21 protein-coding genes are annotated in these 22952 nt (G+C 62.1%); 9 read left to right on the top strand and 12 right to left on the bottom strand.

The genetic code is table 11. The features are described 5' to 3' along the window. Positions 1-39: 39 nt before the first annotated feature. Together FNZ07_RS03410 and FNZ07_RS03405 are read right to left on the bottom strand one after the other, a co-directional pair. Positions 40-738: a class I SAM-dependent methyltransferase gene (locus tag FNZ07_RS03410; protein ID WP_211367866.1), complete on the bottom strand. Its 699-nt coding sequence runs from the start codon at positions 736-738 to the stop codon at positions 40-42. A gap of 19 nt (positions 739-757) precedes the next feature. Continuing rightward, a complete protein-coding gene (locus FNZ07_RS03405; RefSeq protein ID WP_091008475.1) occupies positions 758-2233 on the bottom strand; it encodes an MFS transporter in 1476 nt (491 codons plus the stop codon). Positions 2234-2877: 644 nt separating this feature from the next. Between FNZ07_RS03405 and FNZ07_RS33525 the strand changes: the two genes are divergently transcribed. From FNZ07_RS33525 to FNZ07_RS03385, 3 genes are all read left to right on the top strand, one after another. Next, positions 2878-3669: a class I SAM-dependent methyltransferase gene (locus FNZ07_RS33525; RefSeq protein ID WP_091008472.1), complete on the top strand. Its 792-nt coding sequence runs from the start codon at positions 2878-2880 to the stop codon at positions 3667-3669. Positions 3670-3876: 207 nt separating this feature from the next. Beyond that, the gene (locus FNZ07_RS03390; RefSeq protein WP_091008469.1) at positions 3877-4467 is read left to right on the top strand and encodes a flavoprotein; all 591 of its coding nucleotides are present in this window, start codon (positions 3877-3879) and stop codon (positions 4465-4467) included. Between the two features lie 25 nt (positions 4468-4492). Continuing rightward, positions 4493-5203 (top strand): gamma-glutamylcyclotransferase, encoded by a 711-nt coding sequence (locus FNZ07_RS03385; RefSeq protein WP_091008466.1) that lies wholly within the window; start codon positions 4493-4495, stop codon positions 5201-5203. A gap of 142 nt (positions 5204-5345) precedes the next feature. On the opposite strand, the gene FNZ07_RS03380 is transcribed toward FNZ07_RS03385, so the two are convergent. The 7 genes from FNZ07_RS03380 to FNZ07_RS03350 all read right to left on the bottom strand — a co-directional run bounded on the left by FNZ07_RS03380 (position 5346) and on the right by FNZ07_RS03350 (position 12083). After that, complete coding sequence (locus tag FNZ07_RS03380; protein WP_091008954.1) at positions 5346-6134, bottom strand: MipA/OmpV family protein; 789 nt, start codon at positions 6132-6134, stop codon at positions 5346-5348. A gap of 98 nt (positions 6135-6232) precedes the next feature. Next, entirely contained in the window at positions 6233-7120 is an 888-nt protein-coding gene (locus FNZ07_RS03375) for an alpha/beta hydrolase (protein WP_245811390.1), read from the bottom strand. After that, positions 7120-7899, bottom strand: a complete 780-nt coding sequence (locus FNZ07_RS03370; RefSeq protein WP_091008464.1) for a DUF4118 domain-containing protein — start codon at positions 7897-7899, stop codon at positions 7120-7122. The genes FNZ07_RS03375 and FNZ07_RS03370 overlap by 1 nt, the downstream gene beginning before the upstream one ends. Positions 7900-8292: 393 nt before the next feature. Next, positions 8293-9345: a CobW family GTP-binding protein gene (locus tag FNZ07_RS03365; RefSeq protein ID WP_091008461.1), complete on the bottom strand. Its 1053-nt coding sequence runs from the start codon at positions 9343-9345 to the stop codon at positions 8293-8295. A gap of 12 nt (positions 9346-9357) precedes the next feature. Next, on the bottom strand, positions 9358-10341 hold the full coding sequence (locus FNZ07_RS03360; RefSeq protein WP_245811368.1) for an MBL fold metallo-hydrolase: 984 nt from the start codon (positions 10339-10341) through the stop codon (positions 9358-9360). 54 nt (positions 10342-10395) lie between these two features. Then, complete coding sequence (locus tag FNZ07_RS03355; protein WP_091008458.1) at positions 10396-11256, bottom strand: IclR family transcriptional regulator; 861 nt, start codon at positions 11254-11256, stop codon at positions 10396-10398. Continuing rightward, on the bottom strand, positions 11253-12083 hold the full coding sequence (locus FNZ07_RS03350; protein ID WP_091008456.1) for an IclR family transcriptional regulator: 831 nt from the start codon (positions 12081-12083) through the stop codon (positions 11253-11255). The genes FNZ07_RS03355 and FNZ07_RS03350 overlap by 4 nt, the downstream gene beginning before the upstream one ends. A gap of 315 nt (positions 12084-12398) precedes the next feature. On the opposite strand from FNZ07_RS03350, the gene FNZ07_RS03345 reads away from it, so the two are divergent. From FNZ07_RS03345 to FNZ07_RS03325, 5 genes are all read left to right on the top strand, one after another. Beyond that, positions 12399-13358, top strand: coding sequence for an MBL fold metallo-hydrolase (locus tag FNZ07_RS03345; protein ID WP_091008453.1), 960 nt, complete (start codon positions 12399-12401; stop codon positions 13356-13358). Between the two features lie 51 nt (positions 13359-13409). After that, positions 13410-15137: an FAD-dependent oxidoreductase gene (locus tag FNZ07_RS03340; protein ID WP_091008450.1), complete on the top strand. Its 1728-nt coding sequence runs from the start codon at positions 13410-13412 to the stop codon at positions 15135-15137. 20 nt (positions 15138-15157) lie between these two features. Further along, complete coding sequence (locus FNZ07_RS03335) at positions 15158-15361, top strand: DUF2783 domain-containing protein (protein ID WP_091008448.1); 204 nt, start codon at positions 15158-15160, stop codon at positions 15359-15361. 214 nt (positions 15362-15575) lie between these two features. Next, positions 15576-17099 (top strand): AMP-binding protein, encoded by a 1524-nt coding sequence (locus FNZ07_RS03330; protein WP_091008445.1) that lies wholly within the window; start codon positions 15576-15578, stop codon positions 17097-17099. A 66-nt stretch (positions 17100-17165) separates the two neighbouring features. Next, positions 17166-18416 (top strand): ABC transporter substrate-binding protein, encoded by a 1251-nt coding sequence (locus FNZ07_RS03325; protein WP_091008443.1) that lies wholly within the window; start codon positions 17166-17168, stop codon positions 18414-18416. 9 nt (positions 18417-18425) lie between these two features. Here the strand turns inward: FNZ07_RS03325 and FNZ07_RS03320 are convergent, their stop codons facing one another. Both FNZ07_RS03320 and FNZ07_RS03315 read right to left on the bottom strand, forming a co-directional pair. After that, positions 18426-18899 (bottom strand): Lrp/AsnC family transcriptional regulator, encoded by a 474-nt coding sequence (locus FNZ07_RS03320; RefSeq protein ID WP_091008441.1) that lies wholly within the window; start codon positions 18897-18899, stop codon positions 18426-18428. A 306-nt stretch (positions 18900-19205) separates the two neighbouring features. Further along, complete coding sequence (locus tag FNZ07_RS03315) at positions 19206-21098, bottom strand: DUF3857 domain-containing protein (RefSeq protein ID WP_245811367.1); 1893 nt, start codon at positions 21096-21098, stop codon at positions 19206-19208. Between the two features lie 245 nt (positions 21099-21343). Here FNZ07_RS03315 and FNZ07_RS03310 point away from each other — a divergent pair, with 245 nt between their 5' ends. Further along, entirely contained in the window at positions 21344-22516 is a 1173-nt protein-coding gene (locus tag FNZ07_RS03310; protein ID WP_091008438.1) for a 4-hydroxybenzoate 3-monooxygenase, read from the top strand. A 36-nt stretch (positions 22517-22552) separates the two neighbouring features. Here FNZ07_RS03310 and FNZ07_RS03305 read toward each other — a convergent pair whose 3' ends face one another. Further along, positions 22553-22945: a DUF1987 domain-containing protein gene (locus FNZ07_RS03305; RefSeq protein WP_091008435.1), complete on the bottom strand. Its 393-nt coding sequence runs from the start codon at positions 22943-22945 to the stop codon at positions 22553-22555. Between the last annotated feature and the right edge of the window lie 7 nt (positions 22946-22952).

The raw sequence follows: 22952 nt of genomic DNA, 5'->3' as shown, positions 1-22952 counted from the left end.
CGGTTGCGCATCTGTTCACCCACCGCCCGGATCGAGCCGTCATGCGCGACGGCCTCGCACGAGGCAATCGATCGCGATCCCGGTGCGTTCGCGGGTCTTGACCAACCGCTCGACAGGTAGTGCCCTTTCTATCTCCAGCTCGCCACCGAGCGCTGCGACCACCTGTTCCGCGGCGTAGAGCACCTCGGGATGTTGCGGGCCGCCATAGCCGTGTGTCAGGTTCGAGGAATCGTGCGCGACGAGCAGGAACGTGCCGCCAGGCGCCACCGCTTTCGCCGCGCGCGCGAGGATGGGGGCGAGCTCGGCGAACGGAAGTTGCAGGTAGAACAGCACGACCAGATCGTAGCTGCGGCCCTCGGGCTCGTAGCGCGTCAGGTCCGCGACCTCGAAACTGATCCTGCCGTCCACCTTTCGTGCGGCGGCCAGCTCCTTTGCCTTGCCGATTGCCACGTCGGAGAAATCGACGGCGTGCACGGTCCAGCCTTGTCCCGCGAGCCACACGGCGTTGCGCGCTTCGCCGGCGGCCAGGTCGAGCGCGCGGCCGGGCGGCAGGTTCGCGGTCTCCGCCAGCAGGCAGTCGTTTGCCTCGACCGTCCAGATGAAATCCTTCGTGGCGTAGCGTCGGTTCCAGTCATCGGATCCCATGGTCCACGGCATTGCGTGGGTTCCCGCAGTCGCGCTGGCTGCATTCGCTGCGTTGCTTGCGTCGGCGGCGGCCGGTAGTGGCGTCGAGGTCATCGTTGGGATTCCAGAGCGCTTATTTTTTGCCTGCGCGTGCCTCTGCATCGGCAAGGGCGCCGCGGCTGGCGAGGGCGATCAGGAGCGCGATGACAAGGAGTACCGCCGAGACACTAAACGTAGTCCGCATGCCGATGGCGATCGCTTCGGGATGCGCAGTGGTGATGTCGGTCGTCTTCGACGCGAACGCGAACACCGCGCCCATGACGGACGCGCCGGTGATGAGCCCGAGATTGCGCGACAGGCTGAGCATGCCGGAAATGACGCCGCGCTGGTCCGGGTTGACGTCGATCATGACAGCCGTGTTGTTAGATGCCTGAAACAACTGGTAACCCGGCGTCAGGATGAAGATCCCGACGATGTAGCCTGCTACGCCGATCATCGACGGAAGCAGGGCGATTGCGAATGCGCCGATTGCCAGTGCGAGCAGTCCAATAAAGATGATCGCCGTCGCACCGAGGCGATCGACGATGCGGCCGGCTGGAATCCCGGTCAGCGTGGAGATGATCGGGCCCACTGCCATCACGGCCCCAACCATCGCATTGCTGAGCCCGAGTGCACGGGACAGGAAGAACGGCCCGACTACCAGCGTCGTCATCATCACGGTCGCGACGAGTACGTTCATGGCGAGGCTGGAACTCAGCACGACATTGCGGAACGCCGCCAGCTTGATCAGCGGGGATGCCACTCTTGCCTGCACGAACAGAAAGAGACCGGCGCCGACGACCGCAGCGATCAGCAGTATCTGGTTGATCCGCGCAAAATGGCCACCCCCGATCGTTACGGCGAGTGCGTAGGCCGCGAGCGTCACGCCGAGCAGCAGCGTGCCCAGTTTGTCGAAGCGGTTTCCGTTCGTCGCCGCCTTCGGCTTACCCTCAGGCAGGAAGCGCCGCGCGAAGACAAAATTGAGGATACCCAATGGCACCATGGCCAGAAAGATCGATTGCCAGCCGGGCCCGGCAACCAGCACGCCGCCGAGCGACGGGCCGAGCGCGGTGCCGATCGCGGACATCGTACCGAGCAATCCCATCGCGCTGCCGGTCCGTTCTTTCGGAACGGTCTCGCGGACCATGGCGAGGGTGAGTGCCATCAGGATCGCTGCTCCGATGCCTTGCACCACGCGCGCGGCAATCAATGCCCATAACGTGGGTGCCACACCGCACAGGACCGAAGCCAGAGTGAACACGGCGATGCCAGCCAGCAGCACCCGACGATGACCCATGATGTCGCCTAGTCGTCCGACGCCCACGATCATGATGGTGATCGCGAGCAGGTAGGAGACGACGATCCACTGAACTTCGGGGAAAGAGGCGTTGAATGCCAGGGCTATTGTCGGCAATGCAACGTTTGGACTACTGATTCCGAGCGACGACAACAACATGGAAAGCGCAAGCGCGACGAGCACCCATCGAACCGAATGCGTTTTTGCCGAACTTCCCGCGACGGCGCCACCCTCGATTGCTTGTGTTCCTTCTGCATTGACTGGTTTCAACATACCTCCCGCATATAGTGGTTCCTGAGGCCGAGCCTTGACCGGGAGCATAGCGCTGCGCCTGATACGGCGGAAGACGCTTCATCTGCACTTACTTTGTGCGCCTGACGCCATATCCGACCGTACGATGCCGGATCCATATCGACGGGCACGCCCAACTAATTCCCGTGTGCTGCATCGCGAATGCTGAGGGCTGTATTCAGGATTTGTGATTTGCCGCTTATTCCCATCGACGATAAGATCATTCCGAAATGTGGAAAAGAGGGCGCGGGTAATAGATGAATAAAAGTAACTGGTGCGTTATGTCTGTCTGCGCGCCGTTCTTTTGCGGTCCACCCGGCTTTTTCTTCAAGCGGTCTTCCTTCTGCAACCGCGTCCTGGCATGTGCGACGGCGCGACGCGACACTCATTCGTTCTTCAGGCGTTTCATCGGCACATCGCTCTGGCCTCCGTCGGGTAATTTTTCATCGGTGGCTTGGACACAGATTTTTTGCTTCCCCGGATGTGAATAAATGCACGACCTTCACGAAGGCAGAATTTCATGAGGTGTGTCCTTCGTGGCTCTATAGCGTGAACTGCGAGAGGCATCTCTGGCGCGAGTTCAACCTTATAACCGCACCATCTGTCGAGAAACAGGAGATACATGAATGTCCAAACTCATCTTGTCGGAAAAGCAGGGATTGCATGAGCAGTTCGGAGAAAAGGAAGAGATTGGCGGTAATCACTATCGGTCGTGGGTCGGGCCGCCGAACTACTATGACCTGATCGGCGCCACCCAATTTAACCTGCTCACGTTGTTCGGCATGCGCGAAACGTCGACGTTGCTCGACATCGGCTGCGGCTCTCTGCGCGGCGGGCGGTTTTCGATCATGTATCTCCGTCCCGGCAAGTACTTCGGCCTGGAACCGGAAGAATGGGCTGTGCAGGACGGCTTGCAGAGCCACTTCGGCAAGGAGTTCGCGGAGCGCAAGCAGCCGACGTTCGTGTACGACAGCAACTACACGTTCACGAAATTCGAGCGTAAGTTCGACTACCTGATGGCGCATTCCATCTTTACCCACGCGCCGGAAAAGCAGATCAGGCTTTGCCTGTCGGAAGCTGCCAAGGTGATGGCGCCTGAAACGATCTTCCTGGCGACTTTCTTCGAGAGCCTGGACGGCACCGACTACACCGGTGAAGAGTGGCTGTATCCAGATATCGTGCGGTTCCGCAAATCGACCATTACGTCGTTCGTGGAAGGCGCAGGTCTGGAGTGCCAGCATTTCGACTGGGCGCACCCGTTCAACCAGAAATGGGTTGCCGTGACGCTAAAGGGGAATATGCCGGACGTGAAGAAGCTGCTCGGCGGTTATATCTATTCCTACGAAGCAGCACTCGAACGAAGAGCCAACGCCACGACATGGCCCACTTCGCCGACGGACAATGCGACGGCGAAATGAGCGGTAGCTTCGGCTGAAACCATTCCTTCGTACAGACCGGATATGTCGGCGTGCAAGTTGAACGTTGCGATTGCGCGAGGCGGTTCCGACATGCTGGTCTTACGGATTTGAATCGTGTGTGATGGACCGGTGGGCGACGCAGCAGCCTCGAATCGAGCTGGTGAAACCCATGGTCTGCCTGATCGAGCTCTTGAGGGCCAATTTGCGATGACTAGTACTACGACCACCGAGACACAGAAGCCGAGAATACTGATTGGAGTAACGGGCTCTGTCGATGCCATGCTCCTGCCGCAGTACATCCGCGCCATCAGGGCGGGTCTTGACTGTTCCATGAGTGTGATCCTGACGCCGGACGCCGCCGACTTCGTCAATGCGGACAGCATTGGACTCATCGTCGAGCGCGTCATCAGTGGCGAGAGTCCGAAGGACTGGCCCACTGACCGGCCTGGTCGCATCGCCGGGGACCACGACCTGATGATCGTACTGCCGGCGACGGCCAATACGCTCGCCGCTGCCGCGAGCGGCACATCCCAGAACCGCTTGACGATGCTGATTCTCGTGGGCGTTTTCCCCATCATGTTCTTCCCCGTCATGGGCCCGACGATGTGGGAGAAGCCTGTGGTTCGCCGCAATGTCGCGAGAATTCGCGAGGACGGACACGAGGTTATCGAGCCCGCGTGGCGCGAGCAGTACGAACCTCACTATCGCCGTATGTACGGTCACTACACGCTACCTGATCCGGACGTTGTGCTCGCACACATCAAGCGTAAATTGGGCATTACCCGGTCGGCATCGTAGTGATATCGAACCGCACAGGAAGCGTATGGCGACGAACAATGTGATTACCCGCGAGCGGCTAAAAGATGGCTCACTACTCGCAGAGTGGCGGGCGACTGCCCCTGCGGGTTCGCCGGTGCGTTCCGATGAAGAGATCGCAGCTTCGCTGAAAGCGGCGCTGGCGGAGCGGCCCGACGAAGGCGACGTCTGGGTCTTCGGCTATGGCTCATTGATCTGGAACCCTACGTTCGAGTTTGTCGAGCAACGCACCGCGTTGCTACAGGGTTGGCATCGACGCTTCTGTGTGTGGACGAAGGGCGGTCGAGGCTCGCCTGACGCCCCCGGTCTCACGTTAGCGCTCGACCGCGGCGGTTCCTGTAGGGGCATCGCGTTCCGGCTCGACCCGAAGCAGGTCGATGAGGAACTCTTCATTCTGTGGCGACGTGAGATGGTGAGCGGTGTCTATGAAGCGCGCTGGGTCGACATCAAGGTCGAGAACGAGAAAACGATAGTGCAAAAGGCGAGGGCCATCACCTTCGTCGCCAATCGAAGTCATGACAGATTCACCGATCAGCTCTCGGATGACGAGATTGCGCGACGTATTGCTGCGGCGCGCGGTCCGCTCGGTACCTGCCAGGAGTACTTCATGAACACGATCGGACATCTCGAGGCGCTGGGGCTACGGGATGTCGGGCTGGAGCGCATCAGGCGCTGCATGTCTGCGAGGGAAACGTCATCGGATGTTCCGTTAGCGTGATCCCGCAGGATGCTGTTGTACGGCGCGGCGCCCGGCAACCGGGCGCGCCGCACGTTCGACGATCAGGCATGTGTCGATTTCATGCGCACCCGTTTTCCGTCGTGCATGACGCAGTGACTGCGCGATGCACTTTTTGCTCGCATCAATAGCGGTAGTTCACCGACGCAAGCGAATTAAGCTCGAAGCGACGCGAAGTAATCGGGCTGTCGGCGGCGTAGTGCTGCAGGCGGCCCGCTACGATCGAGATCGAACTCGTCCAGTGCTTCGAGAAATCGTGGCTCACGTAGAAATTCATATGGATGTCGCGGATGCCGGAGCCGGTATCGAAGGTCGGCAGTTTCGATGCAGCGCTTTGCTGCTGCGACACGCCGAAGAAGGTGCGCGTGTACTCGGCATCGGCCCATGTGAAACCTGGCCCGACTGAGAAGAGCCAGTTGTCGAGCGGCAGCGACGCGTACAGATCGCTCACGATCGTCTTGCCCTGCCTGTTGCCGCCGATATCCTGATACATCGCGACGGAACCGGTAAACGCCCACCACGTGTAATCGCCGAACAGTTTCAGTTTCGGGGTCCAGTGCACGTCGCCGAGACCGCGCAGCCGTGGGTCGTCCGATTCGCTGCGCGACTGGAAGTCGAGGCTCAACGCGGCGCCCAGGTGGTAGTTCGGGTCGCGCACCACGTTCACACCGAGCACATCGGGGCCTTGCGAGAAGAACCGGTCGTCGTATGAAATATCGAGTGCGGGGAACGGATAGACCTTCAGTTTGCTCGAGCCTGGATACGCGGGGGAGACAATCACGCCGGGGCCGAATGCGATCTTCCATTTACTGGGCGAGGTAGTACTCGCAGTGGTCGTACTTGTGTCCGCAGTTGCGGGAACATCGGCCGTCGCAGCGGTTGTCGTGGACGTTGTCCCAATGGCATTGGCCATAGGCGCCGCAGCCGCTGCCGGCTCGTCCGCGTACGCGCCGCAGGCAATCCCCGTAAGCGCAACAAGCAGTAAAGCGGAAAAAGTAGTGCGTGCAACGATCATGCGCGTTCCTTGCTAAGCGCCGACAACTGACGCAGCCGCCGCGCCAGCGCCTTCGAGACGACAGGCGTCTTCGTATGGTCGCCGGTGCTCGCCATTTCGCTTTCGCGCAGAAACGCAGCGGTTTCGCGCGCAACGACTTCGCGTTCGTTGTCGGAGGTGATCATGTGATAAGAGTCGTCGAGCCAGATCGTGCGCAGAAAGCTCGTATCGATTTCGTCGGCCACGAGAAGCGCGTTACGCGGGCTCGACGTTTCGTCGTCGATGGCGTGAATGATCAGGCAGTCGTTGCGGATCTCGCCTAGTTGCGGGCGCACCCAACGCACCAGGCGGCTTGCTTCGTGCAATGCGGGCAGCGAGATCGTAGACGGCCCTACTTCGCTGAAGTCGCTGCGTTGCATCGCCCGCGCGATCTTGGCGCGCAGCGCTTCATTGCGCAGGCCGAACGGCGCTGCTTCGCGATAACGCCAGTGTTTGCGCAACGGCGTGAAGTAGGCCCAGTCGAGCAGAAAGCGATACCACGGCATCGACCAGCCGTCGTAGGCGAGCGTGATTGACAGCAGCACGAGTGCCTGCGCGGTCGGCCGGCGGCGTGCAAGCGCCAGTGCGAGCGTCGAGCCGATCGACAGCCCGCAGATCGAGACGCGCGCATAGCGACTCGCGAGCGCATCGTATTCGGCGACGGCGGCGTCGAGCCAGCGCTCCATCTGCTGCTCCGGCATGCCTGCGCTATAGCCGTCGAGCACAGGCGCGCAGGTCGTGAATCCTTCGTTATGCAGAAATCGCGCGAGAAAGCGTAGTTCGAGCGGCGAGCTCGACAGGCCGTGCAGCAGAAGCACGGCGTGCTGGTCGCCGGCATTGAAAATAGTAGAAGCCCTGTCGATGATCAGTCTCCGATGCGCAGCACGAGGAAATCCCCCGCGTGCGTCGTGAAGCGTTCGCAGATGCAATCCACCAGTTTCGACGGGCCGTTGCTCGAGGCGATGCGCACCCGATGGCTACCGGGCCACAGGCCGTTCCAGAAGCGCTGAATGTCTTCGGGATGCACGTCGGCATAGCGAGGCCCCGGCGCGATTTCGCTCGGCAGTGCGAGCCGCACGCCCGCAATACCCGGCGCGCTGGCACCGTTGATCGCTACCGCCCCGTTGCGTTCGAGCGCCTGGATCAGGATGAACGCCTTGTTGTGCTGCGCGAGATGACGGAGCAGGCGATGGGTTTCATCGACGGCACGACGCGCGATGGCGCGCTCGTTGTCGTGCCGCAGCAGCATTTCGTAGCGCGACTGCGCGACCGACGCAATCAGCTCCGCGCGGAACTGCGCCCGGCGCAGGCGCTCGATCAGCGTGATGATGATCAGCGTGATGAGCGGGTACGAGATCACGAGGATCAGGTCCCGGCGGTCGAACACGTCGATTTGCGCGTAGGGCGGCACGAACAGGTAATCGGCGATGCCGAGGCCGAGCACCATCACAGTCGCCGCGGGCGCGAGCCCAAAGTAGTATTCGATCAGCGCGGCGGCGACACCGAACGTGGCGCTCGGCATGACCGGACCGATCAGCGGGTGGAGCAACAGCCGTACGACAGCGGCAATGACGACCGCGGCCGCCACGGCGATCCATGGGCGGGTTCCCCGCGGTGCCCAGCGTCGGGCGTTTTGAACATGCATAAAATTCTTTTGTTTGACCGGTCCGGTTAAAGACGATGCGACGTGCGGCCGGTTTAAGCGAGCGGTTCTGGATCGCGAATCATTCGCAACTTGTCCGGATTCCTGCATTTGCGCGCCGGCGCGCTGAATCTGCGACACGTGGCGCCGGGTGTACGGGAACGGGACTCCACAACCGGGTCGATAATATATAACGGCACCCCTTACCAAAGGTTGACGGTGGAAAACGCGGATTTCGCGTCAAACACCGCCGGGTCGGCGCGAGCGAGTGTAATACGGCGTAACCGCAAACTTACACGCTTTTGTCATGGTTGATAAAGCCCGATCTGGCGGTAGGGGGTATTGGTACCTGGCTGCGCGGTTGCGAAATGCCTGCGATGCGCCTACGACTCGCGTTCAATCGACGGTCGCCACGCACTCCATGCCCGCCTCGCGCAGAAAATGCGCGATGGTTGCCTCGACGATCGATGCGTCCAGGTTCTGCACGATAAAGACGAGCCGCGTCCTGCGGTCGTCGTCGGGCCAGCGGTCGAGTTGTAGCGGCTCGTGCAGCCACTGCTGCACGCCATGCAATACGACAGGCCGCGTTTCGCCGATGAAATTGCCGATGCCCTTCATGCGCAGAATCCGCTCGCCGTGATAGCCGAGCAGTACGGTCAGCGCGCTTTCAAGCGCCTGCATCGGCAGTGGCTGCGCGTAGCTCAGGCAGAAGCTCGCGATGTCCGGATGGGCCGTGTGGATTGCACGAGGCGTTGCGGCACCGCGCATCAGTTTGCGTGGCGCGGCCTCGGTACGCAGCCATGGGCGCAGCGCGCGCGGCGTCAGGATGTCGAGCAATTGCGCGGCGTCGATCTCGCCGTTGCGTACTGCGATACGCGGCGCGCCGGGGTTCAGTGCAGCGAGCGCGATCTCGAGCGCAGCAAGTGTCCCTGCGTCGACGAGATCGGCCTTGGTAAGCAGCAGGCGGTCGGCGACGGCAACCTGCTCACGCGATTCTTCGTGCTTTGCAAGTTGCGCCGCACCGTGTTTCGCATCGACGGTCGCGACGATGCCGTCGAGCCGCACGCGTTCGCTCAGCGCCTCGTCGCCGAGCAGCAGCGAGATGACGGGCCCCGGCCGCGCGAGGCCGGTGGTTTCGATCAACAGGCGCTCGAATGCCGGGATTTCGCCGCGCGCACGCCGCTCGAGCAGATCCGCGACCGTGGAAGCGAGACTGTCGCGCACACCGCAGCACAAACAACCGTTTGCCATCAGCGCAACGGTGTCGTCGCGGTTCGCGCCGACGAGCAGATGGTCGAGACCGATCGCACCGAGCTCGTTGACAACCACCGCGCAACGGCCGAGCGCTGGTTGCGGCAGCAACCGGTTGAGCAGCGTCGTTTTGCCCGAGCCGAGAAAGCCGGTGAGCAGCGTGACCGGAACTGCTGCGTCATGCGTTGCCTGCGTCATGTGCACTCGAACTCAGATGATCTGCAGGTCGCGCCCGACGATCACTTCGCCATCGAAGTGACGGCGCGCGTCGGCGGCCCACATGTCGTCGGTGATTGCGGGGTCGCCGCCGGGCACGAAATGACTCAGCACCAGTGTTTTCACGCCGGCAGCGGCCGCGATCTTGCCGACCTGTTCAGTCGATGTGTGGCTCTTCACGAGATGGTCGAGCAGCGTCGGTGCGTTGTCGACGCTCTTCATCAGCTTGGCTAGCGCAGGCAGATACATTACTTCGTGCACGAGCACATCCGCGCCTTTGGCGAAATCGGCGAGCGCTGGATAGTAGGTCGTATCGCCGGAGAACACGACTGTGCGGTCACGGGTTTCGAAGCGGTACGCGAATGCGGGTTTGATCGTGTAGTGATCGACGAGGGTCGACGTCACGCGCACGCGCTCGTCTTCCATCACGAGGCGCGGCCCATCGAACTCGTGAATGTTGATCAGCGGCCGCAACGGCGGACGACCTTCCTCGCGCATGCGCACGTCGAGATCGATTGCGTTCATGTCGACGAAGTCGTCGATCATCTTCGCGATGCGCGGCGGTCCGTACAGATGGACCGGCGTATGCAGCCCGGTGGCCCACGCGAGAAACACGAGGTTGCCGAGATCGGCGTTGTGATCCGAGTGGTGATGCGTGATGAAAATGTCGCGCAGCTTCGGCAGCTTGATACCCGCCTTGGTTAGCTGCAATGCGACGCCGTTGCCGCAGTCGACCACATACGGCTGACCATCGACGAGGAGCACGTTCGCCGGTGCTGCGCGCAGATCGGACGGCGTCGGGCCGCCTTTCGTGCCGAGCAGGACCAGCTGCGTGCCTTTGGACGACAGCGTGGTGGTCGATGCAGCGGGCGTTTGCGCGTCGGCCTGCTGCATCCACGGCAGCGATGCAGTGGCGCCGGCGGTGACGGCGAGGCGCATGAAGTCGCGGCGGTTGCGTCCGAAGGGTTGATCGCTCATGTGTGGGTCTCTTTCTCTTCGTCGAAGTTGTGGGTCTTGTCTTGTTCGGCCTCGCTAGCTACCGGCCGGTACCGCCATATAACCAAACCGGTGCGACAGACGTTGAGTCGCGGCAAGCAGCGTCAACGCAGGATGCCCCGCCGTATCGCTATCGAAACTACCCGCCGGCCCCATTACGGCGATCACCACACAGATGCTGCCGGTGTGATCGAACACCGGCGCGGCCAGCGTATTGATGCCGGGGATCGGCTTGTTCAACGCGGTGTCGATGCCGTTCGCACGGATCTGCGCAAGCCGTTGCAGATAGCCGGGCTGGAGGCGCGCCGCGGCTGCGCCGCGCGTGGACGATGATTGCGCGAAGATCTCCGCGGGTTCGGCGCCGGCCAGCCGCAAACCATCTTGCCCAAGCAGATCGCGCCGCACGTCGTCGGCAATGTAAGCGGCGAACACGCGGCCGATCGCGGTGTTGACGAGCGACATCACGGTGCCGACCCGCAGGCTCACGTGTAGCGGTCGCGGCGATTCTTCGAGCCGCACGACGGTCGGCCCGAGCGGCCCGAGCACGGCCATGGCGACGCTCATGTCAGTCGACGCCGCGAGTTCGACGACTTCGGCCTCGGCTTCGCGGGTTGGCGACAGACGTTGCAGGCCGATCAGCCCGAGTTCGAGCGCAAGCGGGCCGGCTGCGAAGCAACCGTCGGCGTCACGACTCAGCAAGCCGATCTTCTGCAGGCTCACGAGGTGCGGGAAGGCCTTCGCCGGCGGCATCCCGGCGGCCGCCGCGAGATCGCGTAGCGTGAGCGGGACACCTGCTGCAACAAGCGCGGCGAGCAGTTCGCCGGTGCTGTCGAGCGACTGGATACCGCGCTGCGGTTTGGTATCGGCGGCGGATGGGTCGAGCGTTTCGGTCGTCATGGCGTCGCCTCCAGCGTCGGCGATAGTGATAGCGCGGCGAGATCCGCGCCGATCGCCCGCGTGGTGTCGAGCAACGCGCGAGCAAGCGCGCCGTTCCATGTGACGTCGATTGCGCCGGTGGGGCCGATGGCGGTCAATGCAAGTTGCAGGCAACCGGCGGCGTCGCAGACAGGCGCGCTCAGGCTGCTGATACCTGGGCTCGGCGCATCGATGCCGCGCTCGATACCGCGCCGGCGGATCGCTGCGAGCGTTGCGTCGAACGCATCGCGTTCTGCGGTGGGAACCGGGTAATCGGTGAGCCCGGTCTGGTTTGCCAGCATCGCGTGTAGTTTGGATGGCGGCAGCCAGGCGCAGAACACGCGTCCCGTCGATGTGGTCGTCAGCGACATCACGGTGCCTACATGCAGGTTCACGTGCAACGGAAACCCTGCGTGTTCGTAGCGAACGATCGTCGGGCCTTGCGGCCCCGCGATGCAGATCGCGATGCTAAAACCGACTGCTTCGGCGAGCGCTGCGACACGCGGCACCGCGACGCGAAACGCCGGTTGCCGTTCGAGATGCAGCAGACCGAGCCGCAACGCCAGCGGCCCGGGTTCGTAGCGCCCCGATACGGCGTCGCGCTTGATGAGCCCGAGCCGCGCGAGACTGACGGCGTACGCATGCGCCTGACCCGGCGGGAGCGCCGCGCTCGCGGCGAGATCGGACAGCGCGAGCGGCGCGCGGGCGTGCGCCAGCGCGGCAAGTAACCGGCCGCCGACTTCCACGCTCTGGATGCCGCGCTGCGGTTTCTGTGCAGTAGCTGCTGCTTTGTCTGTACGTTGCGTCATCTGTCTCGTCGCTGTGCCCACTGCTGTACCCACCGCTGTGCCCATACATCCAGCCGTTCGAAAAAACGCCCATGTTAGCCGAAGCCGACCGGCTTCCTGACCATCATCGTACGCCGCTTAAGATTTGTATATAGCGATACATTTCGCTATTGACAAATAATCTTGGGCCGCCCTAAGATGGCTTCACCCCGCTATCCGAGCAGCAAACAATCAATGCGGGGCGAGACACTCCCCGCCATGCCGCAGGCCGCTTGCCTGCCGTTCCACCGGCCACATCGTCTCGTCCCGCCCGTCACAGTTCCACTGGAGGCAGACATGACAAAAGCATTTGCATCGCAGGCCGATCTCGAGGAAAAGAAAATCACGTTCACACAACTGTCCGAGAACGCCTACGCCTATACGGCCGAGGGCGATCCGAACTCGGGCGTGATCGTCGGCGACGATGGTGTGCTGATCGTCGATACGACCGCGACGCCCGCGATGGCGCAGGACCTGATCGCAAGGATCCGCACCGTCACCGACAAACCGATCAAGTACGTCGTGCTGTCGCACTACCACGCGGTGCGCGTGCTGGGCGCATCGGCATATTTCGCCGAGGGCGCGCAGCAGGTGATCGCGAGTCGCGGCACCTACGAAATGATCGTCGAGCGTGGCGAAGCGGACATGAAGTCGGAAATCGAGCGCTTTCCGCGTCTGTTCGCGGGTGTCGAAACGGTGCCGGGTTTGACGTGGCCGACCCTCGTGTTCGAACGCGAGATCACGCTGTTTCTCGGCAAGCTGGAAGTGCGCATCGAGCACCTGGGCGCCGGTCATACGAAGGGCGACACGATCGTCTGGTTGCCGTCGCAGAAGGTGCTGTTCTCGGGCGATCTCGTCGAGTACGACGCTGCGTGCTACTGCGGCGACGCGCAGCTCGAACAGTGGCCTGCCACGCTCGAAGCGCTGCGCGCACTCGGTGCGGACAAGCTCGTGCCGGGCCGCGGCCCCGCGCTGACTACGCCGCAGGACGTTCACAAGGGTATCGATTACACGAAGGATTTCGTCACGACGCTGCTGCAAAGCGGCCGCGAAGCGGTCGAGCAACAGCTCGATCTGAAGGCGGCGATGGCGCATACGCGCAAGGCAATGGATCCGAAGTTCGGCCAGGTCTTCATCTACGAACACTGTCTGCCGTTCGATGTGTCGCGCGCGTTTGACGAAGCGAGCGGTATCAAACATCCGCGCATCTGGACCGCGCAGCGCGACAAGGACATGTGGAGCGCTCTGCAGGGCTAGGCAATGCGCAGCGCCGAGAAGGCGCGCGGGAGACGGATGGAGACACTGTAAATGAGCATCGACTACCAGGCGCTGTCGTTCGACTACCGGCCGTGCCGCGAGCAGCGGCACGGCGTGGATGAGGCGAGCGTGCATCCGGTGATCGTGGTTGGCGCGGGGCCGGTGGGCCTCGCAACCGCAATCGATATTGCGCAGCAGGGCGTGCCGGTCGTGCTGGTGGACGACGACTGCACGCTGTCTACAGGTTCGCGCGCGATCTGCTTCGCGAAACGCACGCTCGATATCTTCGACCGGCTCGGCTGCGGCCAGCGCATGGTCGACAAGGGCGTGAGCTGGAACGTCGGCAAGGTGTTCCTGCGCGACGATCTCGTCTACACGTTCAATCTGCTGCCGGAAAGCGGTCATCACCGGCCTGCGTTCATTAACTTGCAGCAGTACTACGTCGAAGGCTATCTGCTCGAGCGCGCGAGCGAACTGCCGAACCTTGAAATCCGCTGGAAAAATCGCGTGACCGGTTTGCAGCAGGCAGGCGCGCCCGGTGCGCCGGATGCCAGCGTGACGCTGACAGTCGACACACCCGATGGTCCGTATGCGCTGCGAGGTCGCTATGTCGTCGCGGCCGACGGCTCGCGTAGCCCGTTGCGCGCACTGATGGGACTCGACAGCCGCGGACGCACGTTCAAGGACCGCTTTCTGATCGCCGACGTGAAAATGGAAGCGGATTTTCCAACCGAGCGCTGGTTCTGGTTCGATCCGCCGTTTCATCCGAACCAGTCGGTGCTGTTGCATCGTCAGCCCGACAACGTGTGGCGGATCGACTTTCAACTGGGCTGGGACGCGGACCCTGTGCTCGAGAAAACCCCCGAGCGTGTGATTCCTCGCGTGCGCGCGCTGCTCGGCGCGGACGCGAAATTCGAACTGCAGTGGGTCAGTGTGTACACATTCTCGTGTCTGCGGATGGAACGCTTTCGTCACGGCATCGTGCTGTTCGCCGGCGATGCCGCGCACGGTGTGTCGCCGTTCGGCGCGCGCGGCGCGAACAGCGGTGTGCAGGACGCGGAGAATCTTGCGTGGAAGCTCGCGATGGTGGTGACTGGCCGTGCGCCCGATGCGCTGCTCGACAGCTATGCGGCCGAGCGCGAATACGCAGCCGACGAGAATATCCGCCATTCCACGCACTCGACCGATTTCATCACGCCGAAGAGTGCGGTCAGCCGCGTGTTTCGCGATGCCGTGCTGACGCTTGCAGGCGAGCATGTGTTTGCGCGGCAGCTTGTCAATAGCGGGCGGTTGTCGGTGCCGACGGTGCTGGGCGATTCCATACTCAACACACCGGACAGCGACGCTTTCGATGGTCGGATGGTGCCGGGCGCCGCGTGTTGCGATGCGCCGCTCGAGCACGCTGGACAGCCGGCGTGGTTGTTACCGCAACTAGGCCAGCAGTTCACCGGGTTGCTGTTCTGCGGTGCGGACGGTATCGACGACGACACGCAAAATGTCTTGCAGGCGCTCGCGAATGCGAGCGTGCCTTTACGGTTCGTGCTGATCGTGAGCGCGGACTCACACGATCTCGCTACGACACTCACGCGCCGCTTTCCTTACGCAACCGTGGCGATCGATAGCGAAGGACTCGCGGCGGCGCGTTACGACGCAACAGCTGGCGCGTTCTACCTGGTGCGGCCCGACCAGCATGTCTGCGCACGCTGGAGAAATATCGACGCACGCCGCATCGAAGAGGCACTCGGACGCGCGCTTTGTCTAGAGAACAGCGCGCAGTAGCACACAAGGAGAGGACAAGTATGCCGCTCAACACCGAACCAAATCTCGCGCGCCCCGACGATTTCTACGAAGCGCTGATCGACATGCATCGCGATCTGGACGATGCCCAAAGCCAGTCGACGAATGCGCAGTTGATCCTGCTGCTGGCGAATCACATCGGCGACCACGCGACGCTGCTCGAAGCGATGCAAATCGCACGTAATGGGGCGACGCGTCGGACGTAGCAGCTGGAAGCGGCGCACGCTGATCGATAAACCTGACTAACCCGGCTAACCAGGGGAATCAACGGGATTGTCGCAAGACCGATAGTCAAGCATAGTCGTCGACACGCGTGACGGGGCAAGCCCCGAACCGAACGATCCACGATGGAGACGCCTATGCCGATACCACGCTTCCATACGCCGCTGTGCTCCCGCAGTCTGTCAAGGGTGACCGCCCATGCCCGCTGATCTGATCTTCGAAGACCGCCTGCGGCCCGGCGACGAACTGCTCGCGCGCGGCCAGCGTCTGGCGGGCGGCCTGTACCGGCTCGGCATCCGCGAAGGCGACACGGTCGCGGTCCTGATGGGCAATCTCCCTGAATATCTCGACGTGATCCAGGCGTGCCGCATAGCGGGCTGCATGTACTGCCCGATCAACTGGCACTTCACGCCTGCGGAGATCGAATACCTGCTGGTCGATTCCGCTGCGAAGGTATTGATCGCCGATGCCGAGCTGCTAGCAGCGTGTCTGCACGTGGTGCCGCGAGACACGCTGTTGCTCGCCGTCGATGCGAATCCGGTCTCCGGTCATTACGTACCGGTGCGCAGCGAAGCCGCGCTGCGCTACGAAAGCTGGCTTGCCAGCCAGGCGCCTTACGACGGGCCGACCGTCGCACCGCGCGGACATCTCGTGTACACGTCGGGCACGACCGGCCGGCCGAAAGGCGTCGTGCGCGATGCGGTGCCGCTCGATCAATTGCAGGCACGCGATCAACAGTCGCAAACGGTGATCGCGAGCACCTTTGGGATCGTGCCCGGTTGCCGCGTATTGTTACCCGCGCCGCTGTATCACAGCGCGCCGACGCTATTCGCACGCAGCGCGATGCAAACCGCCGCGCTGCTGGTGCTGATGCCGCGCTTCGATGCGTTGCGTGTACTGGAGTTGATCGAGCGCCACCGGATCGACACGCTTTATCTCGTGCCGATCATGTATGTGCGTCTGCTGAAGCTGTCCGCCGCTGAACGTGCGCGTTACGATCTGTCGTCGCTGCGCTTCATCGCATCTACGGGCGCACCGTGCTCGCCGGATGTGAAGCGCGCGATGATCGAATGGCTCGGCCCGATCGTCTACGAGACCTATGCGTCGAGCGAAGTTGGGATGGTCACTGTGATCGATTCGCGCGATGCACTGGCACGCCCAGGCAGCGCTGGGCGCCCGGTCGGTGACGCGCAGGTGCGGATTCGCCGCGAGTCGGGCGAATCGTGCGATGTCGGCGAAATCGGCTTGATCTATGCGCGCCAGCCCGCCTATCCGGACTTCACTTACCGCAACAACCACGCGGCGCGCGAGCGGATCGAGCGCGACGGGCTCGTCACGCTCGGCGACATGGGCTATCTCGACGCCGACGGCTATCTGTACGTCTGCGACCGTGCGTCGGACATGGTCATCTCGGGTGGCGTCAATATCTATCCGGTTGAAATCGAGAATGCGCTTGCGCGGCATCCGGCGCTCGGCGACGTCGCGGTGTTCGGTGTGCCCGATGCCGAGTATGGCGAGCGGCTCGTCGCGGCGATCGAATGCGATGCGGCTGCGAGCGGTCTTTCGGCGGAAGCGTTGATCGACTTTTTGCGTCCGCTGATTGCGGGCTACAAGATCCCTCGCGAGATTGCGTTCGTCGCGCATCTGCCGCGCGACGACAACGGCAAGATCGCGAAGCGGCGGCTGCGCGATGCGTATGCGACGTCGCCGTGGAACCGTTAGCCGCTAGCAATAAGCCAGGCGCCCGAGCGCGCCGGCAAAAATGAAACCATTAAGGAGACCATGCACATGACCGCTAGAACACGTCGAACAGCCCGAACGCTTGCGGCATTCGCCACCGCCGCCATGGCGCTCGCTTCGCTGCCCGCGCATGCGCAGACTCCGCAGCTGTCGGACGGCGTTGTGAAGATCGGCGTGCTGACCGATCTGTCGAGCGTGTATGCATCGGTGGCTGGACAGAGCGCAGTCGAGGCGGTGCGCATGGCCGCGGAAGACTTCATGAAGGCGAACCCCGGCATCAAGGTCGAAGTAGTCGCCGCCGATCACCAGAACAAGGCCGACATCGCAGCGACACGCGCTCGCGAGTGGTTCGACGTGCAGCACGTCGACATGATCACCGACCTCGCTTCGTCGGGTGCTGCGTTCGCGGTCATTGACATCGCGAAGCAGAAGAACAAGATTGTTATTGCCACCGGGCCGGCGAGCTCGGACATCACCGGAGCGAAGTGTTCGCCGGTCAGTATTCACTACGTCTACGACACGTACGCGCTAGGCCATGCAACCGGCGATGCAATGGCGAAGCAGGGCGGCGACAGCTGGTTCTTTCTCGCCGCCGACTACGCGTTCGGCCAGGCACTCGTGAAGGACACCTCGGAGGCCATCAAGGCCGACGGCGGCAAGGTGATCGGCACGGTGCGCGCTCCGCTGAACGCTTCTGATTTCTCGTCGTATATGCTGCAGGCGCAGAGCTCGGGCGCGAAAGTAATCGGCCTCGCAAACGCCGGCGGCGATTTCATCAACGCGGTCAAGAGCGCAAATGAATTCGGCGTTACACGTGGCGGCAAACAGCAACTGGCCGGGTTGCTGGTGTTTCTGTCGGATATTCACGCGCTCGGCTTGCAGACCGCGCAGGGTCTGCAATTCTCTACGGCGTTCTACTGGGATCGCAACGACGAAACCCGTGCGTGGGCCAAGCGGATCTATGCGCGCACGAAGAAGATGCCGACCCAGATCGAGGCTGGCGACTACTCGTCGACGATGCATTATCTGAACGCGGTGAAGGCGGCCGGCACCGACGATACCGCTGCCGTCATGAAGAAGATGAAGGAACTGCCGATCAACGATTTCTTCGCGAAGAACGGCCGGATTCGCGAAGACGGCCGTATGGTGCACGACATGTACCTCGTGCAGGTGAAGAAGCCGTCCGAGTCGAAATACCCCTGGGATTACTACACCATCAAGGCGACGATTCCCGCCGACAAGGCGTTCCGACCGCTTGCCGAAAGTGCGTGTCCGCTGGTGAAGCCGCCTGCGCAGTAGTAAGCGGACTTAAACCTGCACGGACGGGATGCTCTTCATGCAGCGCAGGGTGAACATCGAGCGGCTGTGGCGAATACCGGCGATCTTGTAGAGCTTCTCGCGTAGAAAACGCTCGTACCCCGCGGTGCCGTCCACCGCGACTTTCACCAGATAGTCGTATTCGCCCGATACCAGGTACGCCTCCAGCACTTCGGGCAGCTCGGCCAGTTCCGCGCCGAAGCGCGCGAGCGCATTGTCGTCGTGACGATCGAGCGTGACTTCGAGGAGCACGATATCGGCGAGCCCGAGCTTCTGGTGGTCGAGCAGCGCGACATAACCGCGGATATAACCATCGCTTTCCAGTTGCCGCGTCCGGTTCCAGCACGCGGTGGTCGACATGCCGACGCGCTCGGCGAGATCGGCATTGCTGACGCGCGCATTGGTTTGCAGCTCGCGCATGATCTTGAGATCCTGCGGGTCGAGCGGGCGATTACGCGAGGTCATGGAGGCTCCGGAACATTATCAATTTAATGACGATGATACCGGAAGAAGCTTCTGCAAAACACTGATGTCTGGCGGAAAACAGGAAGCCCTTACAGGCGGAAGCTGGGTATATTTACATCACGCTTCCGTGCCCGGAAACGCTTCGCAGGCCGCTTACCTGCGGCGGCGGTTCGCCACAGCCACAAGCTGTGCCCGGGTGTTACGCCGCCTTTACCGTGGGCGGCGATGCGAGCGAGGTCCGGCTTCATCGAAGCCGGGGTGCGCTCGCCGGGCATGGACGCTTCCTTTAATCGAAGGCGGGTTTGCCTAGTAGTAAACCAGCTGGGTTCGCAGATCGCGCTTCACTGCGCGTCCCATCTTTCTGAACTCCGGATATTGATCGGGCTCGATCAGTCCACCGGGCAAGGTGATATCCAGATTGCGCGTCACGGTGATGGTCTGGCCGTCGACTTGGTACGCCGACGTATACGTTCCCCATTGCGAGGCGATGTTGGCCGGTTTGGGCAAGACGGGAATCTTGACACCGTCCGGCAGCGTAATGGTTGTCGTCTCCGTCACATGTCGCCCAGCCATGGGCATCGCGTATTCGCGCTTGTCCTGAGAAGTCTGCTCGAACGTCGAGCTGATGTTGCTGAAGCTACCCAGCCCCGCCGGTACCTGGATCGCGCCTGGTCCGGGGAACAGCGCGTAATCGGGCAACGTAAACCGCGTTTCGTAATTGAACGGCTTCGTCAGGTCGCGTACCTCGCCGTGGGTGTAGCCGCCCGTGCCGTCCTGACCGGTCATCGTCAGGACCCGTGCGGCAATCTGCGTTTCAAGGCCAGGACGAATGGACGAGAAGAGTTGTCGCGACAGCAGATCGAAGGCGCCCTGATTGTCGATCTGACTGGTGCCGAGCACGTTGCCTGTGCGATCGATCGTGAGTTGCGTCGTGACCTTCACGCGGGCGCTGTCAGGGTTGGCGACGGGCAGCGTCACGAGACGCGCGGTGCCGCTGCCGTCGTCGGTCACCAGGGCGGGTTTGCCGAGTTCGGAATCGGGTAGTGTGCCGAAACGCGCGAGCCCCGCAGTCGAATCGACAAACAGATTGAAGGCGGGCAGGTAGGTGATTGCGTGATTGAACACGCCAACCGGCATGGCGGCTTTCGGCACCCAGTAGCTGTCGTACGCGTTGACCAGTACGGGCGCGCTCTTGATGCCCTTCGCCGCGAGCAGCGCTTCGAGCAAGGTCACGTGGTCCTTGCAGTCGCCGTATGCCGCGTCGAGAATCGCGCCGGCATCGTGCGGCACGACACCGCCGAAGCCAAGATAGATCGCCACATAACGAATGTTCGTGCTGACCCAGTTATAAAGGATCTCGGCTTGTTGCCGCGGGTCCGTGACGCCCTGGGTGAGCTTGTCCGCGAGCGCCTGGACAGCCGGTGTCACCGCAGCCTTCGGCGCTGCCCGATCGAGATAGGCCGCACCGGCAGTTGCGAAATTCGGGAATGTGCTCACCGCCACGCGCGGGCTGTAGTCGACGCTGCTGACCGAGCCCAGTTCGGGCGGCCGCGCCGGACGATTCGTCAGCGACCATTTCCAGAGCTGCGTATCCGGTTTGTCCGCAGTAGCGCGGCCACCGCCGAGATCGATTGCATCGACATACAGTTTCATCGAAGCCGGCGCGCGGATTGTCAGATGCATTGACTCTCTGGGCGTCCCGACGCCGTAATACTCAAGAGTCGAGAATTGCCCCGGAAACATGGGCTTTTTCTGCGTGCTTTTATAACGCAGCGTGAGCGTCGTGCCGATTGCGACGCTCGGGAAGACCACGACTTTGACCTTGTTGTCGTCGAACATCGGCGCCTGGGCGCCTTCCGCGCTTTGCTGCTCGAGAATCTTGTCCGGCGTGACGTCGATGCGGCGGCCGTCCTGGGTGGTCGTGTACGCCTGCTCGATGTTCAGTTCTTCGAGCGACGTGCTGTAGCGCAGCGATACCTGTCCGCGTTGCTGGACGCCCTGGTCCGTATTGATGCGAAAGCTCTCGGTGATGTCTTTCGTGTAGGTGCCGTCTGCGTTGACGTTGTAGACGGTGTCGTCGACGAGGATCGTGATGTTGGGCTGGAAATCGGCAGGTTTTGCGGTGTTGGCGGCTTGTACAGCGCCGTATGAGGTGGCAAAAATCAGTGCTGCGGATATCACGCGAATCAGGTAATGCATGGAGACTTCCCCGGGACGGTAAAACTTATGGTCAACGATTTAAACACAGCGGGCGGTTCGTTCGCAATAAGAACGCCTGACTGTAAGGTCCTGTGAATTAACGGGATTTCCTCTTCTCTCGGTCGCGCAGCAACGACTGCGGCTATTCGATATCGAGATAGTACATATCCACCATATCGCGTTGTGCGATACCGCTGTTCCCCGCCACACTTGCGCAAACGAATCCCCGATCAGGAGACTTTCCAGTGCGCACTCAGGTTGGCATCATCGGCGCGGGGCCCGCGGGCCTGCTGCTTTCCCATCTGCTTCATCTACGCGGTATCGAATCGGTGGTGCTGGAGGCGCGCGGCCGCGAACAGATCGAATCGACGATACGCGCCGGCGTGCTCGAACAGGGCACGACGGACCTGCTCACCGAAGCGGGCGTCGGTACGCGGATGAAGAGCGAAGGAGCGCAGCATCACGGCTTCGAACTCGCGTTCGAAGGCAAGCGTCGGCGGATCGATCTCACTGGGCTCACGGGTCATTCCATTACCGTTTATGCACAGCACGAAGTGCTGAAAGACCTCGTTGCCGCGCGCATCGAGGCAAACGGGACTGTGCTGTTCAACGTCTCGCAGACCTCGTTGCATGGTATCGACACGACGACACCATCGATCCGCTTTCACCACGAAGGCGAACCGCACGAACTGCATTGCGACTATGTAATCGGTTGCGACGGTTCGCAGGGTGTATCGCGCAACTCGATTCCCCGGGCACTGCGACGCGACTACGAGCGTGTGTATCCGTTCGGCTGGTTCGGCATTCTCGTCGAGGCGCCTCCTTCGTCACATGAGCTGATCTACGCGCGGCACGAGCGCGGCTTCGCACTTGTCAGCACGCGCTCGCCGAACGTGCAGCGCATGTACTTCCAGTGCGATCCGAAGGATACGGTCGAGCTTTGGTCAGACGATCGCATCTGGGCCGAGCTGCATGCCCGCGTCGATTCGACTGAAGGCGAGCATGTGGTGGAGGGAAAGATCTTCCAGAAGAATATCGTCGGGATGCGCAGCTTCGTGTCGACAACGATGCGGCACGGGCGGCTGTTCCTCGCCGGCGATGCCGCGCATATCGTGCCGCCGACCGGCGCGAAGGGGCTGAACCTCGCGGTGGCCGACGTCCGCGTGCTGACGCAAGCGCTCGATTCGTTCTACAAGGAAGGCCGCATCGATCTGCTCGATACGTACAGCGCGACTGCGCTCAAGCGGATCTGGCGCGCGGAGCACTTCTCATACTGGATGACGCGGATGATGCACCGCCTCGACGATGCCTCGCCGTTCGAGCAGCAGTTGCAGATCGCCGAACTCGAACACGTGACGACCTCGCGCGCCGCGGCCACCGCGATGGCGGAGAACTACGTCGGCGCAGTCGCGGTGTAATACACGATTCGCGTACGCTGCCTGAGCACCGGCGCGTTACGTCTCGATCAGCACTTCGTTGAACACCACGTGGGTCGCGCCGATTCCGTAGAGCAGATCCTGACCGAGTTCCTGGATCGCGTCGTCATCCGGATCGAACTCCCAGTCGATGTCGACATTGCAGCCGCGCTTCGAGGCATCGCTCAGTACCATGAAGAGCTGCCGCATCGCTTTCGTCGACGCGCTGTTGATATACGTCAGACGCACACGCATGACGAAATGCGGCGGTTGCGCGGTCTGCAGGTACTGGCCGATCAGTTGCAGGATCGGACCGAAGAAAGTATTCGGATTTTCCGGGTGACATTCTCCTTCGACCGAAAGACGCTGGTCAGCGGGGGAAAACTCGATCTCCGGGGTGAAGTCGGTACGGGGAAGTTTGATCGGCGTCATGATGCAG

It is taken from the genome of Paraburkholderia megapolitana (genome assembly GCF_007556815.1).
GTDB classification, from domain to species: Bacteria; Pseudomonadota; Gammaproteobacteria; order Burkholderiales; family Burkholderiaceae; genus Paraburkholderia; species Paraburkholderia megapolitana.
This window is presented reverse-complemented; position numbering and strand designations above follow the sequence as displayed.